General features: G+C 64.5%; 18 protein-coding genes. 8 read left to right on the forward strand and 10 right to left on the reverse strand.

The annotated features are described in order from the left end of the window. The first annotated feature begins 136 nt into the window (after positions 1–136). Positions 137–466, forward strand: a complete 330-nt coding sequence (locus ASF88_RS20285; protein ID WP_157498217.1) for a hypothetical protein — start codon at positions 137–139, stop codon at positions 464–466. A gap of 8 nt (positions 467–474) precedes the next feature. Here the strand turns inward: ASF88_RS20285 and ASF88_RS04225 are convergent, their stop codons facing one another. Both ASF88_RS04225 and ASF88_RS04230 read right to left on the reverse strand, forming a co-directional pair. Then, positions 475–3201 (reverse strand): AAA family ATPase, encoded by a 2727-nt coding sequence (locus ASF88_RS04225; RefSeq protein WP_055916644.1) that lies wholly within the window; start codon positions 3199–3201, stop codon positions 475–477. A 312-nt stretch (positions 3202–3513) separates the two neighbouring features. Continuing rightward, positions 3514–3774: a hypothetical protein gene (locus ASF88_RS04230; protein ID WP_055914646.1), complete on the reverse strand. Its 261-nt coding sequence runs from the start codon at positions 3772–3774 to the stop codon at positions 3514–3516. Positions 3775–5848: 2074 nt separating this feature from the next. Here ASF88_RS04230 and ASF88_RS20640 point away from each other — a divergent pair. After that, the gene (locus tag ASF88_RS20640) at positions 5849–7513 is read left to right on the forward strand and encodes an RNA 2'-phosphotransferase (protein WP_162242560.1); all 1665 of its coding nucleotides are present in this window, start codon (positions 5849–5851) and stop codon (positions 7511–7513) included. Between the two features lie 143 nt (positions 7514–7656). Then, positions 7657–10980 (forward strand): type ISP restriction/modification enzyme, encoded by a 3324-nt coding sequence (locus ASF88_RS04240; protein WP_200935222.1) that lies wholly within the window; start codon positions 7657–7659, stop codon positions 10978–10980. A gap of 281 nt (positions 10981–11261) precedes the next feature. Here the strand turns inward: ASF88_RS04240 and arfB are convergent, their stop codons facing one another. Both arfB and ASF88_RS04250 read right to left on the reverse strand, forming a co-directional pair. After that, on the reverse strand, positions 11262–11699 hold the full coding sequence (gene arfB, locus ASF88_RS04245) for an alternative ribosome rescue aminoacyl-tRNA hydrolase ArfB (RefSeq protein ID WP_055914652.1): 438 nt from the start codon (positions 11697–11699) through the stop codon (positions 11262–11264). Between the two features lie 42 nt (positions 11700–11741). Beyond that, entirely contained in the window at positions 11742–12320 is a 579-nt protein-coding gene (locus ASF88_RS04250) for a TetR/AcrR family transcriptional regulator (protein WP_055914654.1), read from the reverse strand. An 81-nt stretch (positions 12321–12401) separates the two neighbouring features. Between ASF88_RS04250 and ASF88_RS04255 the strand changes: the two genes are divergently transcribed. After that, positions 12402–12698: a hypothetical protein gene (locus tag ASF88_RS04255; protein WP_055914657.1), complete on the forward strand. Its 297-nt coding sequence runs from the start codon at positions 12402–12404 to the stop codon at positions 12696–12698. 62 nt (positions 12699–12760) lie between these two features. On the opposite strand, the gene ASF88_RS04260 is transcribed toward ASF88_RS04255, so the two are convergent. Beyond that, positions 12761–13318 carry a dihydrofolate reductase family protein gene (locus ASF88_RS04260; protein ID WP_055914660.1) on the reverse strand — a complete coding sequence of 186 codons (558 nt, stop codon included), beginning with the start codon at positions 13316–13318 and terminating at the stop codon, positions 12761–12763. Between the two features lie 59 nt (positions 13319–13377). On the opposite strand from ASF88_RS04260, the gene ASF88_RS04265 reads away from it, so the two are divergent. Continuing rightward, complete coding sequence (locus tag ASF88_RS04265) at positions 13378–13605, forward strand: RNA-binding S4 domain-containing protein (protein ID WP_055914663.1); 228 nt, start codon at positions 13378–13380, stop codon at positions 13603–13605. A gap of 20 nt (positions 13606–13625) precedes the next feature. On the opposite strand, the gene ASF88_RS04270 is transcribed toward ASF88_RS04265, so the two are convergent. From ASF88_RS04270 to ASF88_RS04285, 4 genes are all read right to left on the reverse strand, one after another. Beyond that, the gene (locus ASF88_RS04270) at positions 13626–13955 is read right to left on the reverse strand and encodes a hypothetical protein (protein ID WP_157498219.1); all 330 of its coding nucleotides are present in this window, start codon (positions 13953–13955) and stop codon (positions 13626–13628) included. Positions 13956–13966: 11 nt separating this feature from the next. Then, positions 13967–14467 (reverse strand): SixA phosphatase family protein, encoded by a 501-nt coding sequence (locus ASF88_RS04275; protein WP_055914669.1) that lies wholly within the window; start codon positions 14465–14467, stop codon positions 13967–13969. 31 nt (positions 14468–14498) lie between these two features. Continuing rightward, positions 14499–15695 (reverse strand): DNA polymerase IV, encoded by a 1197-nt coding sequence (dinB, locus tag ASF88_RS04280; protein WP_055914672.1) that lies wholly within the window; start codon positions 15693–15695, stop codon positions 14499–14501. A 108-nt stretch (positions 15696–15803) separates the two neighbouring features. Beyond that, a complete protein-coding gene (locus tag ASF88_RS04285) occupies positions 15804–16676 on the reverse strand; it encodes an alpha/beta fold hydrolase (RefSeq protein ID WP_055914675.1) in 873 nt (290 codons plus the stop codon). A gap of 213 nt (positions 16677–16889) precedes the next feature. Between ASF88_RS04285 and ASF88_RS04290 the strand changes: the two genes are divergently transcribed. The 3 genes from ASF88_RS04290 to ASF88_RS04300 are packed head-to-tail and all read left to right on the forward strand — an operon-like array spanning position 16890 to position 22328. Next, positions 16890–17201 (forward strand): CU044_2847 family protein, encoded by a 312-nt coding sequence (locus tag ASF88_RS04290; RefSeq protein ID WP_055914678.1) that lies wholly within the window; start codon positions 16890–16892, stop codon positions 17199–17201. A 1-nt stretch (position 17202) separates the two neighbouring features. Then, positions 17203–19125 (forward strand): trypsin-like peptidase domain-containing protein, encoded by a 1923-nt coding sequence (locus tag ASF88_RS04295; protein WP_055914683.1) that lies wholly within the window; start codon positions 17203–17205, stop codon positions 19123–19125. Between the two features lie 2 nt (positions 19126–19127). Then, the gene (locus ASF88_RS04300; RefSeq protein WP_157498221.1) at positions 19128–22328 is read left to right on the forward strand and encodes a hypothetical protein; all 3201 of its coding nucleotides are present in this window, start codon (positions 19128–19130) and stop codon (positions 22326–22328) included. Positions 22329–22343: 15 nt separating this feature from the next. Here the strand turns inward: ASF88_RS04300 and ASF88_RS04305 are convergent, their stop codons facing one another. Then, entirely contained in the window at positions 22344–23258 is a 915-nt protein-coding gene (locus ASF88_RS04305; protein ID WP_055914689.1) for a hypothetical protein, read from the reverse strand. Positions 23259–23265: the final 7 nt, after the last annotated feature.

The raw sequence follows: 23265 nt of genomic DNA on the forward strand, positions 1-23265 counted from the left end.
CCGCTCGCGATGACAACTGAAAGCAAGCTCGACGGCTATCTGAGGGTGGGTGCACTCTGGATCTATGAGAGAGCCGCCTGGACCTAGGCCGCGCGGAGCGACCGACGATGAAGCGGTCGAGCTGTGCAGGGAGTGGATGCGCTACCTCGGCGCCACGGACGCAGTCGTAGCGATGGGTGATTCGCGCCAATCTTGCGACCTGTACGCGTCCGGCTATCTCGGCTGGGTCGAGAACAACCGAGGAAACCTGCAGATCGGCCAGGTTGAGCATGCGGCAAAGATCGTCGCTGCCGATGGTCGTCGCGGCCTGATCTTTGCTCGTCATGGCGTGCTTCCTGCCGCAAGGGTGAGGGCGGATGAACTTGGAATCGCCATCTTCGGATTTGATCCACGAGGTGGCACGCTGGACGGCGTAAATCTGCTTGGCCGCGAGCTGTCCGCATGGGCTCACGCCAGGCAGAGCTAGGGGCATGGTCATTTGAGCGCGACCGAGGTGAGTTGACGATCGGGCGTACCGATGATCGGTCCAGCGGACGACTGGGCTGCTCTCCGAAGTTCCGTCAGCGCGGCCGCTCGCGACTTCTCAATCGTCTCTTCCAAATCGTGGCGTTGCATCATGTCGACCAGCTGGGACTTGGCGGAGTCCCTAGTCGGAGCAACCAGCACGGCGGCGTTGTGCTCCTTTCCGCGGGTGAGACCGACGTAGAGCCCTGCGGCGTCGACCCCGGGTCCGACGAGGGCACGGTCGGTGGTCTCTCCTTGAACGCCGTAGACCGTGGTGGCATAGGCGAGGTGGATGTGCGACGCGGCGTAGTCGAGGCTTACTTTTCGTACGTCGGTCGTGTCGGTGCTCGCGGCCAGGATCGCGTGGTCCTTGCCGATTGTCTTCACGACCCAGTTCTGCCGGTTCTGGACATCCGCATAAGTGTCGTTGCGGCGCGTCTGGACAATGTCACCGACGAAGATTGCCTGAGAGGACTGTCCGGTAAGAGCACGTCCAGGGCGGATCGCCCCGAATTCGATACGACGGCGTTGAATCGCTTCGCTGATTTCCTGGGCTTCGGCATGCGTCGCCGTGACGAGCGCAATTGTCTCCCGTCGGCGCGTAGCGTCAAACCACCCGTCGACCATCGCCTCGCGAGCAGCTACATCGCTATCGGTCAGCACGACGTGGTCAGTTCGAATTAGGTGCTCTGCGACCTCGAGCATCTCGGCGTCGGCTTTAGGGTCGCGGAGTCGTTGCGCGAGCTCTGCCCACGCCGGGTCGTTGAAACGGTGGGTGGTCGTGAGCTCCACACGGTCTGTCGAGCGTCGCCAGAAGAGCGCCATGGCGCCCGAGTGCCCGACCGGCAGGGCTTGTTGCTGATCTCCGACCAAAGCGACGCCCACGCCAGTGTCACGTACGACATCGAGCAGTGCGGAGGCGGCCTCAAGGTCGAGCATTCCCGCCTCGTCGACGACTATGCGATCCGCGGGGTGAATGCTGATTCGGGGGCCGAGATACGTGCGGCCAGAGGCCGGATCCAGCTCGCCTATCGAGAGCCGGCGCCACTCAGTCGCGCCCGACGCGTTGGCTGCCCAGCGCCATCCGTAATCGTGAAGGAGCTGGTGGAGGGACGATGAAACGCTCATTGTTTCGCGTCCGGCGACGGCGGAGGCTTTTTTGGTTGGCGCGACGATGATCATATTGTGACCGCGTCGCCGAAGAGCAGCGCCCGCGACTTTGAGCACCGTGGTCTTGCCCGTTCCGGCCGGTCCGGAGATTACGACATTGCGGGAGGGACCAGCGATCGCGGCCGCGCCCGCGAGCTGTTCATCATCGAGCGTCCGATCGGGTTCAATCACGTGAGCAATCGCAGCAACCTCGTCTGTGTCGATGGTCGGTCCCGGCGCGGAGAACGAATCGACCTTCTGGGCGAGTGTGGCTTTGAGGGTTGCGGTGGAGACCGCCATCAAGTGCTTGACGTGCTTCGGGGCGTCCGGTTCGGAGATCAGGGTCACCGTATGTGAGCGCGCCACGACTTCGTCGGCGATGCCGGCGAGTTCGTCTCGGTCGGCGACAACACCGGTCGCGGCGATGGCGCGGAGAGCGCCCGCCCGCACGTCCATGATGCTGAAGCGGCCACCGCTGCCGGTCGATCGGGCGTCGGCGTCGACTACGGCTTTGGCTGCCAGTAACTCGAGGTCGAGATCCTCGACGGCAACAGACTGCAGGGCCGCTGGAGAACGCTGGATGGCAAGCTGCGGGTCGGCTGTATGTAGTTCATCACGGACCAGCGCGGCCCAATCGTCTTCGTTGAGGTCGCCCGGCTTGTTGGGCCGGCCGACAGCCCACGCCCAGTGGTCGATCTGGTTCAGCACATCGTGTGAGGGTTCCTGCCCGGGGTGTTGCTCCTTCCACCAAGCGGTGCGGGCGATCCTGTTAGCTTCGATTTGCGCCGACCGTTTCGACAACGGCCGCACCAGATGCTGCAGCTGGGCGATCTCGCCGACCTGGTCGAGGGTGAATCCCTTTGAGGCGAGCGCGGTGATCCAGGCGGGGTCGGTGCGGGAGGCGAGGTCGCCTTCGGCGTTGATCACGTTCTGGAACCGCAGAGCGACCCGGGTGTCGATGTTGGACCATTTCCCGTTGACGCCTTGGGCTTTGACGTTCAGCCAGAGGTGACGATGCTTGTGCGGATCCAACGAGCGGGAGCGCGTGTGGCGGAGTTCCACGACCTCGATCCGGGCCAGGTCCTCGCGGATGGATCCTCCTTTGCCGCGGCGGGCGTTGAGCTCGGACTGCCAAAGCTTGACGATCCGGTCTCGGAGGCGGTCTTGGAGGTCCTCATACGCAGCGGCGAGGTCGGAATCGAGCATCGCGGCGATCGAATACGATTTCGGCGCGTTGATCGTCGCATCCAGAATCAGATCCGCGACCGCAGACTCAAGGTCACGACCACGGCGCTCAGCGGTGAGCGGGTCGAGGCCATCGACCCAGCCTCTCAACTGATCTCGGGTGAGCAGGTCCTCGCGGATGTTTCCGTTTTCGACGATGTACCGCGTCATGATCGCGTCGGCGTAGCCGGCAGCGGCAATGACGCCGTCGGCGGTCTTGGCGGTGAGGGTGGCGTCACAGACGCCGCTAAACGCGTAGTTGACCGCTTGCTTGACCCCATGGGACTGCTGTCCCCGCTTCCACCTGGCGACTCCACCTCGCACCCGCACTCACCTCCCTCGGCTTCCGAAATTTGGGCAGTCTTGTCCTTGTTCGAAAAGACTTCCTCTACTTATTACTTCCGGTTCGGAGGGTGTTTTGGCGCGCATTTGGCGCGCACCCGGGTTCCTCCGGCAACTCGCGCCCTCGCGGACCGGCACGGAGAGCCTGGTCCGGTATGCCATCGAGGCCGTCGGTGAGCTGCGCCGCGGTGCGGCCCCCGAATCGAATGCCCTCATACCTACACGTTGTGTTTCTCCGCCGGTTTTGACGCGCAAATCCGGAATTCGTTCGGTCCAGTTCCACGGCAAAGACCGCTACCGGGTGCCGCCGAGCCGGGTCAGATTGACGAAGGGCACGCACCCTGTCTCCGCGGTGAGGGCGGCGAGCCACCCAATCGGGGTGTGCGCGTCGGCGGCGATTGCCCACCCCTGCATGACGTACTGGCTGACGGTCTCCACGCATTCCCTCTTCTCTGCGGGAGTCGGGTTCGAGGACCCTTCCACTCCTATGAGTCCGCCTTGCAGTTCTGGGGCCATGTGTCCGGTGTCGATGATGAATACCCGCATCTCGCTCACTCCCAAGGTCGATCGTTTTTGAGTGCCTTTCCGGCGGGTGATCGAGAGCGAGTGGGAGGTGCGCAGTGCCGGGTCCGTGGAGTACCGGACTGGAGCGAAGCGGAGGGAGGATACGCCGCGAAAGCCCGGCACGGAGCATCGGGAGGGAGCTACGTTCGGGCGACGGAAAGGCCATCAAATCTCAAGCAGGGCAGCGCCGCTTGCGGCGTCATCGACCAGAGCCCTGGGTCGAAACGGGTGTGGCTGATGGGTTGCGCAGGGGAGTCGATGACGGTGGTCAGCCGCGAGTCCGCAGCCCGCAGCAGCAGACGATTTCGTCCTCGTATAGGGAGCCCTGCCGCGCGCAAGATTGGGCTCGGAGCAGTGCGCAGTCCACTGCAACAAGGTTGACATGGAACCCCTGCTGAACCGGCCTGGCGCGGGCCGTTCCACTTAAGTGCCTACGTGCATTCCCCCTTTTTCTTTTTTGTTTTCTCTGGCTCGGCTTTTCCCTTCTGTGTTTTCATCTCCTCCTGTGTTGTCGATGCCTCCTTATTCGTTCTGGCTTCTCTTCCGTTTCGTTGACTTCTCTTTCCAAGTGGCGTTCCTGGGGCATCGCGGGTGAAGCATTAGTTTCGATCGCAGAAAGAACTGAGCCGGACCATGATCCACGACAGATCGAGGAGCGACTGCGATAATCGCGCAGAGGAGAGATGAGATGGTCGACGCGATGCACCCAACCCCGGCGTTAGTAGCAGCCCAGCTTGACGGGCAGCGAATGCGGGGCTCGGACGAAGCAATTCGAGCAGGCGCTCTGGGCAACTTTCCGGACCTCGTATGGCTTGTGCGGCAGGCCGGAGCGTCCATTGACGCTCAGCTGTCGGATTGGATTGACCAGGATGGCGCTGGTACTGTCGCGGACTGGATTGATCCAGAAGTCCGCGGGTTTCGACTTATCAGCAGGTGGGACGAGGCTAAGGCTCGACGCGCACCACTCTTAGCCGTTCTGATTCAGGAGAAAAGACTCTCGGCGGCCGCGTATGATCTTGGCCCATACTTCCGTTCCAGGGGACTCAGCCTGGCCGATTCCCTCGTGGAAGCTCGGGAGCGCGTCGCACAGTCGGCGCTTGACGTGGCCTTCGCGGCATCGTGGAACAACCGAATAGTTTTTAACAGAGCCCTTCAACTGGCCCGCACTTATCTGATCTACCTGATGGATAAGGCGCGACTCGATGGCATCGAGCCAAAACGGTCACTCCTGTCAAGGTTCGGAATCTCCACTGTGCTCGCGGCGAGGTTCGGCCAGGTCCGCCAACGTGATCTAGAGGATGCCTGTGAGGCCCTCCACGTTACGCATACTCGGGGCGCCGATAACGCGCTGAGCTACTTCATTGAGGGCTGCCTTTGGCGGTACGACCTCTTTGCAGATCTGCCTGCGCTTCAAGCCGCTGCGCGCGTGATTGGGAACGGTGCATCTGAGACGAACAAGGATGCGAACTGGTACCTCAACTGTGCCGAGGTCTGGCTGAAACTTGCAGGAGAGACGCGGTCAGCCGTTGTGCGCGCGCAGTGTCTCCGGAACGGCCACCAATCGATCGAGGGCGCTCGGCTTCACAACCCAATCGAAGCAGAGACGATCTTGCGCATCGTAATGCTCGATGCTGTCCTGAGCTTGCAACGGGTCACCGGTGACGCGGTGAACTTGCGGGGCCTTCGCTTCCCCTTCTGTCTTCGCACACCTCACGTCGAGCTTCCTGACTCCCTTCCGCGTCTTGCATCCTGGCTCGCAGATGCCATCTCTCAGGACCGGAATCGCGGAAAGTATGTTTTCCGAGACGTACTAGCAGAGTTGTATTCGTACCTCGCCCGGTGCGATTCGGATCGAGCAGTCGAATACATCGCGCTTGCTATTCGGCAGCGTGATGGTGGCCCTAAGGCGAAGCCACTCCGAGGCAGCCGCAGTGAGTTGGCCCAAGCCGAGGACCAGCTTCTGCTGGCTAGGTTGTCCGGGCGCCCAACTGTGCGCAGGCAGGCACTCGGGTACCTAGGAACCACCACAAAGTCGCCAGCAGCGGACGCCACGAGGCTCGTTGTGATGGCGCAGGACGTGGAATCGCAGGGGTCCGTTTCGGGCCCGCTCTTACCGATCAATCAAGGCCTTGCTCTCGCGGCGCGCAATGGCGATGCAAGCCCACTGTTTGCGACCGCTGCACGGTTTGCCGTCAACAGTCATGAACTGGAGAGGCGGCGCCTCGGCGGGCGTGGAAGCGTGATTGTGTTGCAAGATGCCGAGGATTCGATTGGTCAGTCCTTCGTGTTCAAGCGGCTATCCTCAAGCGCCGACCTGGCCGATCGCACTCGTACCGAGTCCCTGTTCCAGCAGATTGAGGCGCACGGCGCGCGCCATCAATTTGGGGTCGTGGATCATCTGACCACAATCCCGGCGACAATGCCGGGCGTCGGCGGTGAGCCAGGCGATGTAGTTTCCGTTCGGCGATTCCGTCAGGGCCAAACTCTCGAAGAGGCAATTCATGCGGTTCCTTCTCGAGCCGAAGCTCTTGTGGGGCAAGCTGCCAGCTTCCTCGCAATGTTTCATTCGAAGGGTTCGTCTCCTGGCGAAGGCTTGCGCCGATGCTTGTGGGAGAAGGAGCTCGGTCGCTGGCTCCGCGCGATGTTTTCAGACGAAGAGCGCGCCGCGGTGTTTCAAGAGTGGTGGGAACTTGTGCGGCACGCGCCCGTGCTGGATCGACGCGACGCCCACGCGCTGAATTGGCTCGTGGATACGAAGGGGCGAATACTCGCGGTCGACATGGACGCCAAGGGCTGTCGCCCATTCGGTTACGAACTAGCCCAGCTCATCGAAGACATCCCGTGGCTGGCCCCCAGCGACTGGGACGCGAGGAGGCGCCTTCTCGATCGGTACGTCAAATCCCTAAATAGCTACGGGTGGCGCCATCAAATCGGCTTTGCGGAGGCCCGGGAACTCCTGGCCGCGGGGGTTCTCGCTCGCGCGCTTTGGCTCTTTAGTCATCCATCAGCCTCGAGCGAGACTCGCATGCGGGCAGGCCAGCTAATAGATGCCGTCGCCTTCGAGCACGGCGGCACACCAGTTGGCCGGTTGGCGAGTCGGCTTAGTGCGCGGTGGGTAGAAATCGCGGGCGTCGGTTCCGGTGTTCAAGAGCTCGTGCTTACGATCCCGGAGCGGCGTCGAATCAGCCGCGCGATGGCGTTCCACCTGCGCCACGATCCGCTAGCCCCGGCAACGAAAGATGGCTGGGTTCATGTGGAAGAGCTCGCGCTCCTACTCACAGCGAGCGGCCATCGAGTCACGCCGGAAACTCTTTTGCTCATCGCGGGAGCAGCTGGTGAGCCACGCTTCGAGCGGGATAGTTTCGATATTAGGGCGACCTATGGGCACTCGGTCGAACGCGCTATACCTTACGAATCGAAGACGCCGCCAATCAACCTCTATCACGCCACGCCCCTTGGTAATTTGCAATCAATATTTGAAGCACGAGCCGGCCTAAACAAGGGCAAGCGTCAATGGGTCCATCTTTCTGACAGCCCCGCAACCGCACTTAACGCTTCTAACCGCCAACAGAAACCCGTTGCGCTGCTGAGGGTGAAGGCGCGAAGGGTGGGCGGAATTGTCTACGCATCGGGGACCACATGGCTGGCCCCGCACGTCCAGCCTGACGTCCTCGAGGTGCTGACTTTGCAAGAGGTTCAAGACGTGCTGACGGTCAGCGACCCGATATAGGAAACGGGACCGTCGCCCGAGCGCTGCTTTGAGTGCTCAAAGGTCGGGCTTTCGGCTTGTTACCGGTGAGAGTTCATAACTGGGATACAACCAATCGTGTTGGCCTCCCATGCAACGTCTGTGCCCTGCCATATCGTGTGAACATGGTGAATCAGCCCGGCGACCCCTGGAACGCTGCCCTCAGTCGCTTCGGAGCGGAAAGCGCGTTGAAGCTCGCTGGCCCAGGCGAGCGCGAGGCAGCCATTCGGGGTCCACTCGAGCAGTTGGTGAAAGCAGTGGGCACCATTGTCGGCAAAGCAGCTGTTTTGCATGACGAGGTACGAGATCAGGATCGCCGCGTGCGGCCCGACTACGGTGTGTCCATCAACCAGGTGATGATCGGCTACGTCGAGGTTAAGGCCCCCAACAGAACGATCGACCCAGCACAAATGACCGGACACGATCTTGCTCAGTGGGACCGGCAGAGGGACCTGCCAAACCTGATCTACACCAATGGAACAGACTGGCGCTTTTACCGGGCCGGCGAACTCATTGAGCATGCAACATTGACCTCCGAGCCGCTGGCCGTCGTCGGCGGAGCACTAACCTCAAATTCACACTTCGAAAGCTTGATGCGTGCGTTCCTGAGCTGGAGCGCGGTTCAAATAACGTCAGTACACGCACTGGTGCGCGCTATCGCTCCGCTAACTCGTCTTCTCCGCGGAGAGGTTCTTGATCAGCTTGCATCGGAGAAAAAGCGTGTGGCAGCCGGTGAGAGCGAAGACGAGCAGCCATTCATCGGCTTAGCACGCGATTGGCGACGTCTTCTATTCCCCAATGCTGCGGACAAGACATTTGCCGATGGTTATGCGCAGGCCGTGACGTTCGCGCTTCTCCTCGCGCGCACGAGTCGGATCGACTTCGCGGGTCGCAGTCTGCACGAGGTCGGCAAAGACCTCGGGCTGCAGCATTCGTTAATGGGTCGCGCCCTCCAACTGCTAACCGATGACGTCGCGGCCGACTTCAAGGTGACGTTAGATTTGCTCGTTACTGTGGTGGGCGCCGTCAACTGGGACCGCATTCGGTCCACCAAGCGCGACGTGTACTTGTATCTCTACGAGGAGTTCCTCGCAGAATACGACGACGAGTTACGGCAGGACTCCGGGACGTACTACACGCCCAAGGAACTCGTCGACGAAATGGTGCGTCTCACACAATCAGTCCTAACCGACGAATTAGGCATCGCTTCTGGTTTCGCTTCGCCTGATGTGTTCACAATCGACCCCGCGATGGGTACGGGGACGTTTCTTCAATCGATCATTGAGTCAGTGCAGGTCGAAGTAGAAGCAGACGAAGGACACGGTGGGGTTGCTGATGCGCTTACTGAGCTCGCTTCGCGAATCGCCGGTTTTGAAATCCAGATGGGTCCGTATGCCGTCGCAGAACTCCGGGTGGCGGAACTGCTGGCCCAAGCGGACGCTTCCCTTCCGCCCAAAGGGATCAAACTCTACGTTACGGATACGCTTGACGATCCGAATGCCGAGATCACGCAGATTGCGTCGGGCCTTCTAGCAATTGCGAACGCTCGGAAACGTGCGAACGCGATTAAGCGTTCACAGAAGGTCAATGTCGTAATCGGCAATCCTCCCTATCGCGAGTTGGCCGCCAACTCTGGGGGATGGGTAGAACGGGGTAGCGATGCTGACGGTGCTGACGGAATTCTGCGCGACTTTCTTGTCGGCGTACCTGGACGAATCGCGGCAAAGATTAAGAATCTGTACGTCTATTTCTGGCGTTGGGCTACCTGGAAGGTCTGGGAGTCCACTCCGTCGGACGAAACCGGAGTCATCTGTTTCATCACTACCTCCGGGTATGTCACGGGTACTGCTTTCAAGACCATGCGTCGCTATATCCGAGAGCGCGCGAGCGACGGCTGGATCATTGATCTGACGCCAGAGGGTCAGACACCTGAGGTAGCTACGCGGATTTTTCCTCAAGTGCGCCAGCCGTTAGCGATCGGAATCTTTGTTCGTCGACCAGATGCAGATCCTTCGGTGCCGGCGAACCTCAGGTATCTGGCGCTCCACGGCCGACGAGCGGACAAATTTGACCGCTTGCGAGAGCTTGGACTTTCGGGCGACGCTTGGCGCCCCGTGCGGACTCAGTGGGACGCTCCTTTCACCGCGGCGGCCTCCTCCTCGTGGGACCAATGGCCCGCACTTGGGGATGTGTTCTCGTGGTATTCGCCGGGTGTCTTCCCCACGCGGACTTGGGTGTATTCACCTTCGAAGTCGATTCTTGAGGCAAGGTGGCGTGCGCTCATTGCCGAGGAGAACCCAGCAGAACGTCGCAAGCTAATGAAAGATTCGGGCTCAGCGTTTTATTCGCAGTTCAAGGATCTCCCCGGGCACCCCCATGAAAGTCGCTTGCCGAGCATCTCCTCATTGCCGGAAGGAACGGCAGCCGAGGCAGTCGAAATGGTCGGCTTCCGCGCTTTCGACCGCCAGTATTTATTGGCGGACCCACGGTTGATTCATCGGGCTCGGGAGGGACTTTGGGAAGCAGCGGGCGTCGATGGTCAAGTCTTTGTCGTCGAGCAACACGTTCATTCGCTGAACGACGGGCCCGCCCTCTTGTTCTCGGGATGGATTCCCGATAATCACCATTTCAACAACCGGGGCGGTAGATCCTTACCCTTTCTGCACCCGGACGGTACGCCCAATCTGTCGCGCGGACTTGTTGATGCTCTCATGTCAAGGATTGAGATAGAGATCACGCCGAAAGACGTCCTTGCGTACATCGCGGCGACGGTTGCGCATCCTGGATTTACCGAGGCATATGGTGTCGAGCTTGAGACGCCTGGAGTCCGTATTCCGTTCACCACTGACCCTGATCTTTGGTCGAGGGCAGTCGTCCTCGGAAAGCAGGTTCTTTCAGCTCAAACCTTCGGACGTTTCGACGGTTCGACGGTTACATTTCCGAAGGGAGATGATCGGCGCGTAACTATTCGGGAGCGGGTGACTGCATTGCCTGATGGCGTTACCTATGATGCCGATACACAGGAGGTCCTCCTCGGTGGCGGCCGGTTTGGGCCGGTTTCGAAGCGCGTGTTCGACTACTCCGTTGGTGGCCGGAATGTTCTCAAGTCATGGGTTGGTTACCGGGCAGCAGAGCCCGCCGGTAAGCGAACGTCTGCCTTGGATGACATCAACCCAACAAGTTGGGAACGCGAGTGGACGAAAGATCTTCGCGAAGTGCTTTCGGCACTTACACGGCTCACCGAACTCGAGCGCTGGCAGGCTGACCTTCTGGAGGAGATTCGGACAGGCTCGATCCTCACATTGGATGAGCTTGCCGACGCGGGCGCGTTGTGGCCAACCTCTGAAGCAGACCGGCGACCCCGCCGCCCAGCCGCGGACGCTCTTTTCGATATCTCCAGCGAGGTGGGCGACATGGATGGCGAGCTGGCTGTCTCGGAAAGCAACTAAAAAGAGCTACGGGAAAGCTACAGGTGACCGGGACTCATTCTCGGCCAGACCTTGCCCGCGCCGGGAGGCGGTTTTTGCCCACAATTTGCCCACAATCGAGTGAGTTCCTATGTGATCGCAGTCATCTCCAGGAGGTCAAGAAGCGCGGAATCCCGCGGATTTTGGGTCCTCGCTAGTGATGGTTAAACGGTGTTCGCAGTTTTCGAGTCCCTCCAGGGGCACCTATCGGGAACGGTTGAGCCGCACACCCGGCCGGGCACCCGAACGCAGCAGATCGCTCCTCAGTCGTGAGGAGGGCGACGCAGTCGCTTGATGTCGGTGCGTCGCTTCTTCGCTTCCAGCCGCCGTTGCTTGGCGGCGCGACTCGGCTTCGTCGGTCTTCGGAGCGGCGCGGGCGGCCGGAGGGCGTCGGCCACGATTTCGGCCAGCCGGGTTCGCGCGGCCTCCCTGTTCCGCAACTGCGCGCGGTGCTCCGACGCGGCGATCGTCAACGTTCCGTCGACGAGTCGACCGCTCAGGCGCTCGAGGAGGCGCTCCCGCTGGGCCGGCGAAAGTACGGCGGAGCCTTCGATGTCCCATACGAGTTCCGCTCGGGAGTCCGCGGTGTTCACACCCTGGCCGCCTGGACCGGATGACCGGGAGAAGCGCCAAGACAGCTCGGACTCGGGAATGGTGAGCCCGGAGTCGACCCGCAGTCCGGGACGGTGAGCAGCGGGCATGCGCCCATCATCCTCCTGCGCTCGAACGCGAGGAGGAGAACGTCAGCGCGTGACCATGGCCTTCGCCGTCTCGACGACGTGGCTGCGGTACCGGCTCTCGGCCTCCTCGGAGGAGGCATCGCCGAAGACCATCCGGACCATTTGCGGCGCTGCGACGTACCAGTAGCACATCGCGACGATGGAGAAGTAGATCGCCTCGGCGTCGCCGTCGCCGTCCGCGCCGAGCGCGTCTCGCACCGCGGCGACCCGTGACCGGAAGTAGCCGGTCCGCTCTACGAGGGCGGGGACATCGTTGGTTCCGTAGTGAAGTCCCTCCTGCTCGAACAGCCACGCCACCACCGGCTCCGCCGTGAGGAAGTCGAACAAGTCGCCTGCGTACGCGGCGACGTCGTCGGAATGGATCGACACCCTGTGGGCCAGCTGACCGAGCTTGGTCTGCAAGGCCGCCTGGAACAGGTCGTCCTTGTTGCCGATGTAGGAGTAGATGGACGCTTTGTTGACCTCCGCCCGGTCGGCGATCTGATCGATGCGAGCGCCCCCGACGCCGTGGCGCGCGAACTCCTCCGCACTCGCTTCCAGGAGCAGGCGGACGCTCTCATCCCGGTCGTACCGTCTGGCCATCGATCCGGCCCTCCCTCTTCCAATCTTCGTCGACGTGATCTACTATACAACTAAACGTTTATTTATATTTGGAGGTTGAGAATGAACGTGGAACTCACCGCACGCACCATCACCGAGGCCCGGCTCGACGCCGCGCAGGTGGCGGAGCTCACCAGCCGGCCCGAAGGCATCGGCCCGCAGGTGGTGCTCCAGACCGAAGGTCTGGGCTCGCCTCAGCAGTGGACAGCAGAGCTCCCCACCGCAGCGGACCGCATCGTCGTCGAGTACGGCTCAGGTCGCGGACGGTTCGAGCGGGCGTGGGCGCTCTCGGCGCAGACCGACAGCACCCGCTACTACACGCTGGAGCACGACATCGACGGCGGATACGTCAGCCGCTGACCACAGCGATCACGTCAGCCGGACGACAAGGGGCGCAGCGTCTGCTGCGCCCCTTCCGCTGTTCAGGCCGGCCGGAATCGCAGCGCGGTCACTCCCGAGCCGAACTCCTGGCGGTCGAGGAGCTCGAGCTGGATGCGCTCGCGGAGGCCGGAGAGCAGCGTCGGGCCGTGACCGGCGACGACCGGGTGCACGACGAACACGTACTCGTCGATCAGTCCCAGATCTGCCAATGCCAGCGGAAGCGTCACCCCACCGACGTACAGGCCCTCGCCGGGCTCCTCTTTGAGCAGCTCTACGGCCCGGCCCACGTCGCCGTCGAGCAGCGCGGCGTTCCAGTCGACCGCGCTCAGCGTGGTCGAGACGACGTACTTCTTCGCCCCGTCGATGGCCTCGGCGAACGGGCGCTGCGACTCGTCCATCCATTCCGGCCACGTGCCGGAGGCCGGCCGTCGCCAGGCGGACTCCATCATCCCGTACGTGACGCGGCCGAAGATCAGCGCGTCGGGCCGCTCCATCTCGGCCGTCCAGAAACGCATCGACTCTTCGTCGGGGGCGAGCCCCGCCTCGTGATGGACGCAACCGTCGAGTGTGACGTTGATGGCGTATCGAAGCGGTCTCATCGCGTTCTCTCCCTCGGTTCGCGCGGAGCGTTCCCACCGGACCGTACTACGATTTCGGCATGACCGACTCAGCTCCGATCGAAGACGTCCCGATCGGCGGTGAGGGCATCCGCCTCGGGCAGTTCCTGAAGTTCGCGGGCCTGCTCGACTCCGGTGGGAATGTGAAAGAGGCCATCATCGACGGCTACGTCACCGTGAACGGCGAGGTCGATCGGCGGCGCGGGCGGCAGCTGCAGCTCGGCGACGTCGTCGAGTTCGAGGGTCGCAGAGTCCGCGTAGCTGCCTGAGGGCCCTCAAGCCGGCCCCGCTAGCCGCGCTCTCCGGCCGTGAACTCGTAGGCCTCCTGAGCAAGCGCCTCCCAGATGCCGGGAGCGGTATCCGTCACCACCAGCCACTGCCGCATCGGGCTCTTCCTGCCCGCGCGGAACGGCTCCCCGGTGGAGGCGGCGATGAGCTCGTCCACCCGCTGGGCCGGCAGCTTGACGACGAAGCGCTCGCCGCTGGAGATCATGCAGAACACGGAGCCGTTCACGCGCACGGCGTCCGATCCGAACCGGCGCGGGCCGGCGGCGATGGGCGGCGTGACGCCGGGGAGGCCGACGAACGCGGCCACGATGTCGTCGAATCTCTCGCGCACAGTCAGCATGATCAGCCCAGGCCGTGGCCGTCGGCGCGCCCGACCGCACGGAGTGTCGCGGTCGCCGCATCGAGTTCGGGCCACGGCCCGGAGACGCAGAACTCCGCGATGCCGGAGGTGCGCATGATCACGTCCTGGCCGGCCAGATGCGAGGCCAGCACCTCCATTCCGGGGTTGTGGCCGACCAGGACGACCGTCCCAACATCCTCCGGCACCTCGCGCACGACATCCAGGAGCCGATCGGCGGAAGCCGCGTACACGCGGTCGTCGAGACGCGCGGGCGGCGCAGTCGCGAGCTCGGCGGACACCAGCTCCCACGTCTCGCGTGCACGCTGCGCGGGCGAGACGATCGCCAGGTCGACCGGGCCGGAGCGACCCGCGAGCCATCGTCCGGCGAGCGGAGCCTGGCCCCGGCCACGCTCGGCCAGTGGACGGTCGATGTCCACCACGAACTCGGTCCAGTCGGACTTCGCGTGGCGCAGCAGGATGAGCGTGCGTTCGGTGTTCGTCACCCTGCCAGTGTGGCGCACCACCCGTCGCGCGTCACTCGTGTTCCGGCAGGAGCGGCGCCGACAGGCCCGGGTCGCGGCCGAGGTGCGCGGCTCGGGAGACCGATGCTGCTCCGAAGCGGTCGCGGACGGCGTCGAGCACGGTGTCGAGGCGGGCCCCGTCCTCCCAGTCGATCGGGAGCTCGGGCTGGAAGCTGTCGGCGCGACCCAGCTGCGAGAGCGAGAGGCCGATGAGGGTTATGCCGCGTTCCGCGATCTCTGCCTGCGCGGCGACGAGCAGAGTCCGGGCGACGGAGAGCAGTGCGGAGGTGCGGTCCGACGGGAAGGGAAGGGTGCGCGAGCGGGTGGCTCTGGCGAAGTCGCCGAAGCGCAGCCGCAGCACGATCGTGCGGCAGGTGCGGTCGCGGTCGCGGAGCCGGCGGGCGAGACGGTCGACGATCTGGGTGAGGATGAGGTCGAGTTCTTCGGGGGAGCGCGGGTGGTTTCCGAGCGCGCGCTGCGAGCCGATGGAGCCGCGGCGTTTGGTGGTATCGACCGGACGCGGATCCCGCAGCCGCGCCAGCGCGTGCAGGTGCGCGCCGGCCGCCCGGCCGAGCAGCCTCTCGGCCGTCGCCTCCTCGAGCTCGGCGAGCTGACCGACGGTGCGGATACCGAGCCGATGCAGCTTCTCGGCGGTGACGGCGCCCACGCCCCACAGCCGTTCCACCGGAAGCGGGAGCAGGAACTCCTGTTCACGGTCGGGTTCGACGACGAGCAGCCCGTCGGGCTTGCTCACCGCGCTCGCGACCTTGGCGAGGAACTTGGTCCGGGCGATCCCGACCGAGATCGGAAGGCCGACCTCCTGGCGGACCCGCTCGCGCAGCCGCGCGGCGATCTGCTCGGGCGTGCCCGCGAGGCGCCGGAGGCCGCCGACCTCCAGGAACGCCTCGTCGATGGACAGCCCCTCCACGAGCGGGGTCGTGTCGCGGAAGATGGCGAACACGTCCTTGCTGGCTGCGGAGTAGGCCTCCATGCGCGGCGGGACGATCACGGCGTCCGGGCACAGGTCGCGCGCCTGCCGGGCGCCCATCGCGGTGCGCACGCCGCGCGCCTTCGCCTCATAGCTCGCGGCGAGCACGACGCCGCCGCCGACGATGACGGGCCGCCCGAGCAGCCCCGGAGTGTCGCGCTGCTCGACCGAGGCGTAGAAGGCGTCCAGGTCCGCGTGCAGCACGGTCGCTTCGCCCCGCATGCCCGTCCTCCGATCGATCCCGCGTCGAGAGAATGGTCGCATCGACCGCGGACACCGGTCGGCGTGCGATCGCTCAGATCACAGCCGTAGGAGGGATCGGGCCGTCGATCAACTCGCGGGCGAGTCGAGCACCTCCCGCAGCCGCTGAGCGAACTCCTTCGCCTTGCCGGGGTACGGGGAGTCCTCCGCGGCGAAGCCGCCGTGGTGGCTCGGGAACACGACCGCCTCCGTTCCGAGCAGCTCGGCGACGGCGGCGGAGGCGCGACCGGTGAAGATGCCCTCCGACTCCTCGCCCACCGCGACGACGATGCGGGTGGGCGCGGCCGCGAGAGCCTCGATGTCCGGGCGATAGGAGGTCACCGCGGAGGAGTGCTCCGAGAGCAGCGGATCGTCGCGCGAGCCGTCGTCGCCGGCCGGCATCCCGAACATCGCGGGGTCGGGTGCCGGGCGCGCGAAGTAGTCGTCGGTGAACTCCCCGCGCCACGACGTCATCCCGATGAACGCCGCCATCCCGGCGCCGAAACCGCCGGTGTCGTACGTCTCGTGCACCGCCGCCAGCGCGCGCTCGGCGGCCACGGCGTCGGGCAGCACGCCGGGGAGCGGCGGCTCGTGCGCGACGAGGACCCGCACATCGCCCGGGTGCGCGGCCACCAACGCCAACGCTGTCACCGCTCCGCCGCTGCTGGCGAACAGGTCGACCGGTCCGACGCCCAGCGTCTCGATGACCGCGTGCACGTCCTCGGCCTGCGTGGTCGGCGTGTTGGTCACCTCCCCATCGCTGCGGGTGCTCCGCCCCAGACCGCGCGGGTCGTAGGTGACCACAACACGATCGGGGAGGTACGACGCAAGGGCGCGGAAGCCGCTCGCGTCCATCGGCTGGCCGATCATGACGAGCACGGGATGCTCGCCCGAGCCGTTCTCCGCCTCAGCGACGTCGTAGACGATCTCTGCGCCGTCCGTGCTCAAGGTGTGCGTTTGCATGTCCGACCCCGTCTCCGTCAACGATCGATTCCCGCGATGGATGTTACGCGCTCGGGCGCAGGAATGGTGCGGCGCGACCAAACCTCCGGGTACGTCGACGGCGCCGGTCGCAACGTGTCGGTGCAGTAGACGACTCGGTCTTGACAATCTCTCAGTTAAGCGAGGAGATTGGTGCTGATCCTCAGGTGGCCCCACGAATGACGGGAGGGCGCCATGGCCGACCGAATAATCGCCGTCGACATCGGAGACGACGTGAAGATCGCCGTGGCCGCGGAGCAGCGAGGTCCACAGCTTGTCGCCGACAAGGACATCACGGCACGCTTGAGCTCGGTGACGGATTCCATCGAAGTCGTGGCCAAAGCAGCTCTGGACGCGGTGAAGAAGGCGCTACCCGATAAGGCAACGGTCGAACTCAGCTTCGGCCTGGCGATCGAGGAGGGCAAGCTGCTTGCGCTTCTCGGTAAGGGCAAAGCGGAGGCTTCGATCACGGTAACCCTGGAGTGGTCGCGGACCGAAGTCGCCTGAGATGGCCCTACCCGAGTCGTCGTTGAACGCGATCCTCCACCTGCTGAAGACGGACAGCATGGTCGCGTTGACCGGCGCCAACGGAGAACGAGGCAGCGGCTTCTTCATCGACCGCGACCTGGTGCTCACGTGCGCTCACGTCGTCGGCGCGGGTGCCGGTGAAACAGTCGGCGTTCACTTGGCCGGCGACGTAGAACGCGAGGGTGTGGTCGAGGAGTACCTCCCCGGGAACGAACTCGATCTTGCGCTGGTGAGGGTTCGGCGCCAGGAGGGGGACCCGTCGCCGAGTGCGGTGGTGTTGGCGCGATTCGTGCAAGATGACACCGACTATTACGCCGTCGGCTTTCCGCGGGTAGCCCTGTCCGGCGAGCATGGACTGCAACACTTCCGGTTGCGCGTGAACGCCTCGCTCGGGGCGGATCGAGTCACGCCGCGCTCGCTCGTTCTCCAGAGCGGTGGTCCGACTGTGCCGCCGGGGCTCAGCGGAGGGGCCCTCCTGAGCCCGCAGAGCGGAGCCGTGGTCGGGATCGTCCAGTCGTCGAATGACACCGAGGGCGACGCGGGCGGCGGCGCGATCCCGCTCAACCGCGCTGCTCAGCATCTCGACGCGGTCAGGAAACTCATCGAACGACCGCCTCTGGCGGCGCGCGCCTGGCGGGATGCCCTCGGCGACGATGCGTGGCGACAGCTCGGCTTCGACATGGAGTGGCAGTCCCAAGTCGACATCATGATCTCCGGAACGGTGGAGAAATGGACGATTCGTCTGGAGCCCGACGGCGGCCCCGCGTTCACTCTCACCGGACAGGGTCTCCCTAGTCAGGTGGCCCGCGCCCTGTTTCATTGGGCGCAGCGACGTCGCGTTCACGACGCCGAAGACGTCGGTCTGCTCGGCGGTCTGCTCGGTGGGGCGCTGCTGCCGGAGCACCTGGTGGATCACGTCACGCAGGCAGCCGCGAGTGATCGTCTCTTCATCCGGCTGGTCTTCGAGGAGCGCACCGAACTCTTCGACGTGCCGTGGGAGTTCGTGCGCATGCAGTACAGCGGTGGCGAGCGTGCCCTTGCTTTGCACCCATCGACACGTCTTTCGCGGGTGGCACCGCGACGCGAAACCCCCGTCGGCGGCGTCGATCTCGAGCCGCGACCCGGCCCGGCCCGAGTGCTCGGCATCGTGATGCAGCCGGAGGAGTGGCTGAGCCAGATGCCGCGGATCGTCGATGCCAGTGATGAGCTGCCGTGGCCGACGAGCAGTGCGCTGCGCGACGAGCTGAGGAAGGCAATCGACGCTCCCGGTGTCATGGCCGCGACGATGCTGGATCTCGAGCCGACGCAGACGATGATCGCAGAGACGATCGCGGAACTCGATGCAGACGGACGGCTCCCGGTGGAGGTTGTCCATTACGTCGGTTTCGGCGAGTTCGACAAAGAACCGAAGTACGCGCTCTTGGAGGGTCTGAACGGGTTCGTGAGGTGGCGACCGCTCAGCCACCTCTTCGACTCCGCGGCCGAAGCGGGGGCCAGATTGCTGGTCGCGGAGTTCCTCTCGCCGCGCCCAGGCAGAGAACCCGCACCTGTTCAGCCGCAGGCGTTCCTCGATGCGCTGCGCGGCTCCATCGATGCCGTCGTGTTCACGACGTCTCCTGTGCATCCGCGTGAGGCGATCGCGTTCAACAAGAAGCTGTACTCCGAGCTTCGTGGTGGGAGGACCATCGAGGAGGCGGTGCAGGCCGCCCGCGCCGAGATCGGGGACAGGGAGCGACCTCTCGAGGAGGACCGTGCGAGCTTCGGCTGGTTCGGCCTGCTGACCGGGCCGAACTCAGGCCTTCGATTGCTCGAGCCGTCGGGCCTGCGCGGTGACAGGACGCCTGGGGAACGAGGAGGGCCGACGTCTCCGCAACCCGATCGCGTCGGCGCTGGAGGTGTGTGACCGTGGGTGAGCTCGACGATCTCGTCAACACGGTCGAAGTCGAACTCGCCAACGACCTCGACGTGGCCAGGTGGCTCGTCCCATTGCGAGAGCAGATTCAGCGCGCGAGACGACCAGGCGCCCCTGCGGAATTGTCCAGCGGACCTCTGCGCCAGTCCCACCGGGCCCTCGAGGCAGCGTCCGAACGCCTCAGCCGCTTCGAACGGCAACTCGAACACGTCGTCGAGCTGCTGCCGGTGCTCGCGGGCGAGTGGCCCGAACGGGAGCGCCAGTTCGACGAGGCCTTCGCGACCGACCTGAAGACCGGAGTCGGTTTGTGGCTCTCGGATTGGTGGCTGGCCGTAGGGCTCGGCCGGCTTGACGCCATGGACAGATTGGTCCATCAGCTCGGCCGGACCCCCGGGGCAGGCTTTCTCAGGGACCATGCCGAGGTCATCCGCTCAGGCCTGGCATCCAGGAATTGGGAGTTCGTAGCGATGGAACTCGAGCGCGTCCTCGACGATCGCGCGCTCGACGGCGAGACCCGGCTCGACGACAGAGCGCGCGCGCGCCTTGAGGCGTTGGCGGCACGCATGCGGCTGCTCCAGTTCGAGGCAGGTGGCGCGAGCGCGGAGGCTGACCGGAACGTCGGATCGGTCGACCCCTCTCCGCATCTGGAGAGAGCTTCGGGCTTCGGGTTCCATGCGACGGCGCTCGCTCTCGAGGCTCGGTGGCATCGAGTTCGAGGCAGGGCCGAAGAGTCGAAGAACCTGCTGTCCGGTGCGCGCCAAGCAGAACCGCTCAACCTCGACGTCATCTCGGAGCTCATCGTGGAGGACCGAAGCGGTGGCGATCGTGATCGAGCCGAGCGTGGGGCCGCACGCGCGATAGCGGCGATCCCGTTGCTCACCGAAGTGGAACCCCGCATCGATGCTCTTTTCTACGCCGCGCCCGTGGAATTGTGGATCGCTGCGGCGCAGCGGGCGGTCGACGAGCGCGCGTTCGATATTTTCGATCGATTGCACGATCGAGCTCTATCGGTGACCGAGTGGGACGACAGCCGGAGCAGGGCACGCATCGCAGAGGCGAGTGTCGCTGCGGCATCCGCGCGGGATGCGTCCGTGGAGGAACGCGTCGAGACGCTGATCGAGGCAGGCTCCAATCGGTTGTGGGGCGGCGATGCGGAACAGGCGATCCCCCATCTCCGGCGCGCGTTCGAACTTGCGCCCGAATCGGTCGCGGGACTCTTTCTGGCCGACAGTTTGGTCGTGAGTTCCGATCCGCTGCCGCTCAGCGCCGCACGAGGACGTCTTCACGAGGCCCTCGACGCGCTGGAGCGGGCGCGAAAGCGGCGAGGCATCACCGACGACGACGCCTGGAGCTTCGCTACGGAGGCCCTTGCTCTGCAGCCACTGATCAACGAGCTCGGTGTCGAAGGGGACAGACATGGCTGGCCGGCACTGCTCGCCGCCTGCCGCGCCGTTGCGCACGACCTCGCGAATGCTTCCCGGTGGCGTGTCCTCTCCGATGCGCTTTCGGCTCTACGGGCCGACGCTCTCTCACTCGAGGTCGCCCAATACATCGTCTCGACGTTCGGTGACACGCTCCAGTGGCGGCTGCTCCTCGCGACTCGGCAGGCCTTGGCGGGCGATCCGATCGCGGCGCTGCAGACGACGGAATCGCTGGACAGCGAGGGCAATGCGGAGGTGGCTGACTTCATCCAATCGTGGCGCGCCGTGTGCAAGCTGCGGACCAAGGAACCGCTCGAGGCCGTCCGGATATTGCGCACCCTCAACGCGAACCCCGAGTGGACGTGGGTGACCGAGACACTGGTGTCGTCGCTGATCCTCACCGGCCGTCTGCCGGAGGCCCTGGCGGAGCTTCCATCGCTCGAACGGCACTGTGCGGACCGGATGGACCAGCGTTCGACGCTGGTCTCACTCGGATGGGTCCGAGTCCTCCAGGGTAGGTTCCGCGAAGCGGAGCAGCTCTGTGCCGACCTCCCCGATCGGTCAGATGAGAGCGGGCTGGTCTCGGGCGCAGCGCTGGTGCTCCAGGGGCGGCACGAGGAGGGCGTCGCCCGGTTGGCAATATGGATCCGGGAGGGCGCGGGAAGGATAGAGCTGTCCGATTTTCCCGTTCTGACTGCACCGGAACTCCGTGTGCTCGCCGTCGCGCAAGGGTTCGAGTTTCCCCGACTGGACGAGTTGTCGGCCTTGGCCGAGGCGCGATTCCAGGACCTGGCAGTGCGGACGTATCCGGCACAGACTCGACGGGTCGGACATTTCGTCGCGGACGACGGGGACCCCGTCGCCGACCTCGCCCTCGGGATGTGCGACGCCCTGATGCGCGTAGCGCGCGGGGAGGCCTCCACAGCGGAGGCAAGCCTTGCTCCCCTGGCGGACGATGAGGCCGTGCTCACACTTCAGCGTGCGCTGCGCGAGACTGTTGCGCCGGGTGTGGAGGCCGTCGAGGTCATCGAAGCCGACGGCGTGAACGCGCCCGAAGAGTCCGTAGGCGCGGACACCGACGAGGACTGGTCTGCTCGAGCCGAACAGGTGGTCAGCCTGGTCGACGGGGGGCATATGGACGAGGCTCGAGAGGTCCTGAGGTCATTCCTGAACCGCGACCCCGAGCGGGCCGCCCACGACCTGGCCACGGCTTCCGAATCGAACTACGAGACCTACGCGCACATCACCGACCTCTCGCGCGACATCGCGTCCGACTCGGACGAACCCGCAGCCGCCGCGATGTGGGAGCAGCTCCGCCGGTGGACGACGCTTCGCCTGTTCCTGCCTCCGTCGTGGTTCGCGGACGACGACGATCCGGTCGCCACGAACGCCCTTTTCACGCGCTACCTCCCGGAAGCGCGGGCTCGCATGACGAGTCTGCCCCCCGTCAAGGTCACAGTCCACGAGGACCTGGAACCGTCCGGATACGCCGTCGTCATGGGGACGGAGCTCCTCGAGCACCAGAACCTTCCGCTCGGGCGGCGGTTCGCGCCCGAAGGGTCGCAGCCGCTGTTCGAGGCCGGGGACGAGGCTCCGTGGACAGAAGTGCTGCCCTCGATCGTGGCGGTACCCGACATACCGCTGAACGGACTCGGTGAACTGGCCTCGTCGTCGGCGGAGGAAGTCATCCTCCGGCGCGCTGAGGAGATGTATCGACGCTGGTCGGACGCGCTCGATGCCGACCGTGACGAGGGAGCCGGATCGACGGCGTGAGTGGCGGGATTTGACCTAAGCGCTGTCCAAGCTGCGTCCGCCGCCCGCCGGCTTGTCGATCTCCCGCGAGGCGACGGCGAGTGCAGCCGCGACCTTCTCCTCGTATACGCGGGACACCTGGTCTCGGCAGCGAGAGAGGATGCGGAGCTCAAAACCGATGAGTCCGCATATCAAGACGAGGAAGACTGCGGCATTCGCCGGGTCTGCGACCATGGCCGCCAAGCGCTCGAACCCGGTGATCGGTCCGAGCGCCGCGCTATAGAGCAACGCGGCGACCGCCGAAAGCCAGACCGCGGTCCGGCTAGCTCCGAGCCCGTGATAGAGGTCCGAACCGCTCGTGTACTCCTGCTTGATCCACGAACGATTCCCGTTAGCGGAGCAATAGTCGAGTACCGACTGGAAGAGGGTCCAGTTCTGGTGCCACCGCTCCTTGTAGAGGCGAATGCATTCCGGGCATCGGTGAGGATCGACGCCTGCGGGGTGCTTCTGCGCAGAGGGTAGGTGGTCAGTCAGGCGCAGCCAGAGGACGAGGACGTGGCGGTATTCGGGATGACCGAGTCGCATGTCGAAATGTTCGGAACTAGATCTCGTATCGACCCAATCGACCAGCCATCGCTCGCCGCCGTATTTCGAGAGGTAGCGGGTGAGCACGGATGCTCCGCGATCGCGACGAAAGAACAGGGCATATCTCGCGGCTCGCGCGGGACCGACAGGGCCATAGCCGTGAAAGTAGAACTGATAGAGGAGAAAGCCGCCTGGGAGTCCGCCGGCGACGATCGCGACCAAGGCGGGCGCATTGGCTGCCGAAATGAAGCTCCAGGGTCTTTGGTGGTCGATCAAGCTCACCCACAGCCCATGGACCAGAAGGACGTTCAACACGAGCACGAGCCCGGGGAGGCTCCACCGGATCAATTGCCTGGCGGAGTCCATTGGCCCT

This window comes from Leifsonia sp. Leaf336, from assembly GCF_001423695.1.
Taxonomy (GTDB): domain Bacteria; phylum Actinomycetota; class Actinomycetes; order Actinomycetales; family Microbacteriaceae; genus Leifsonia.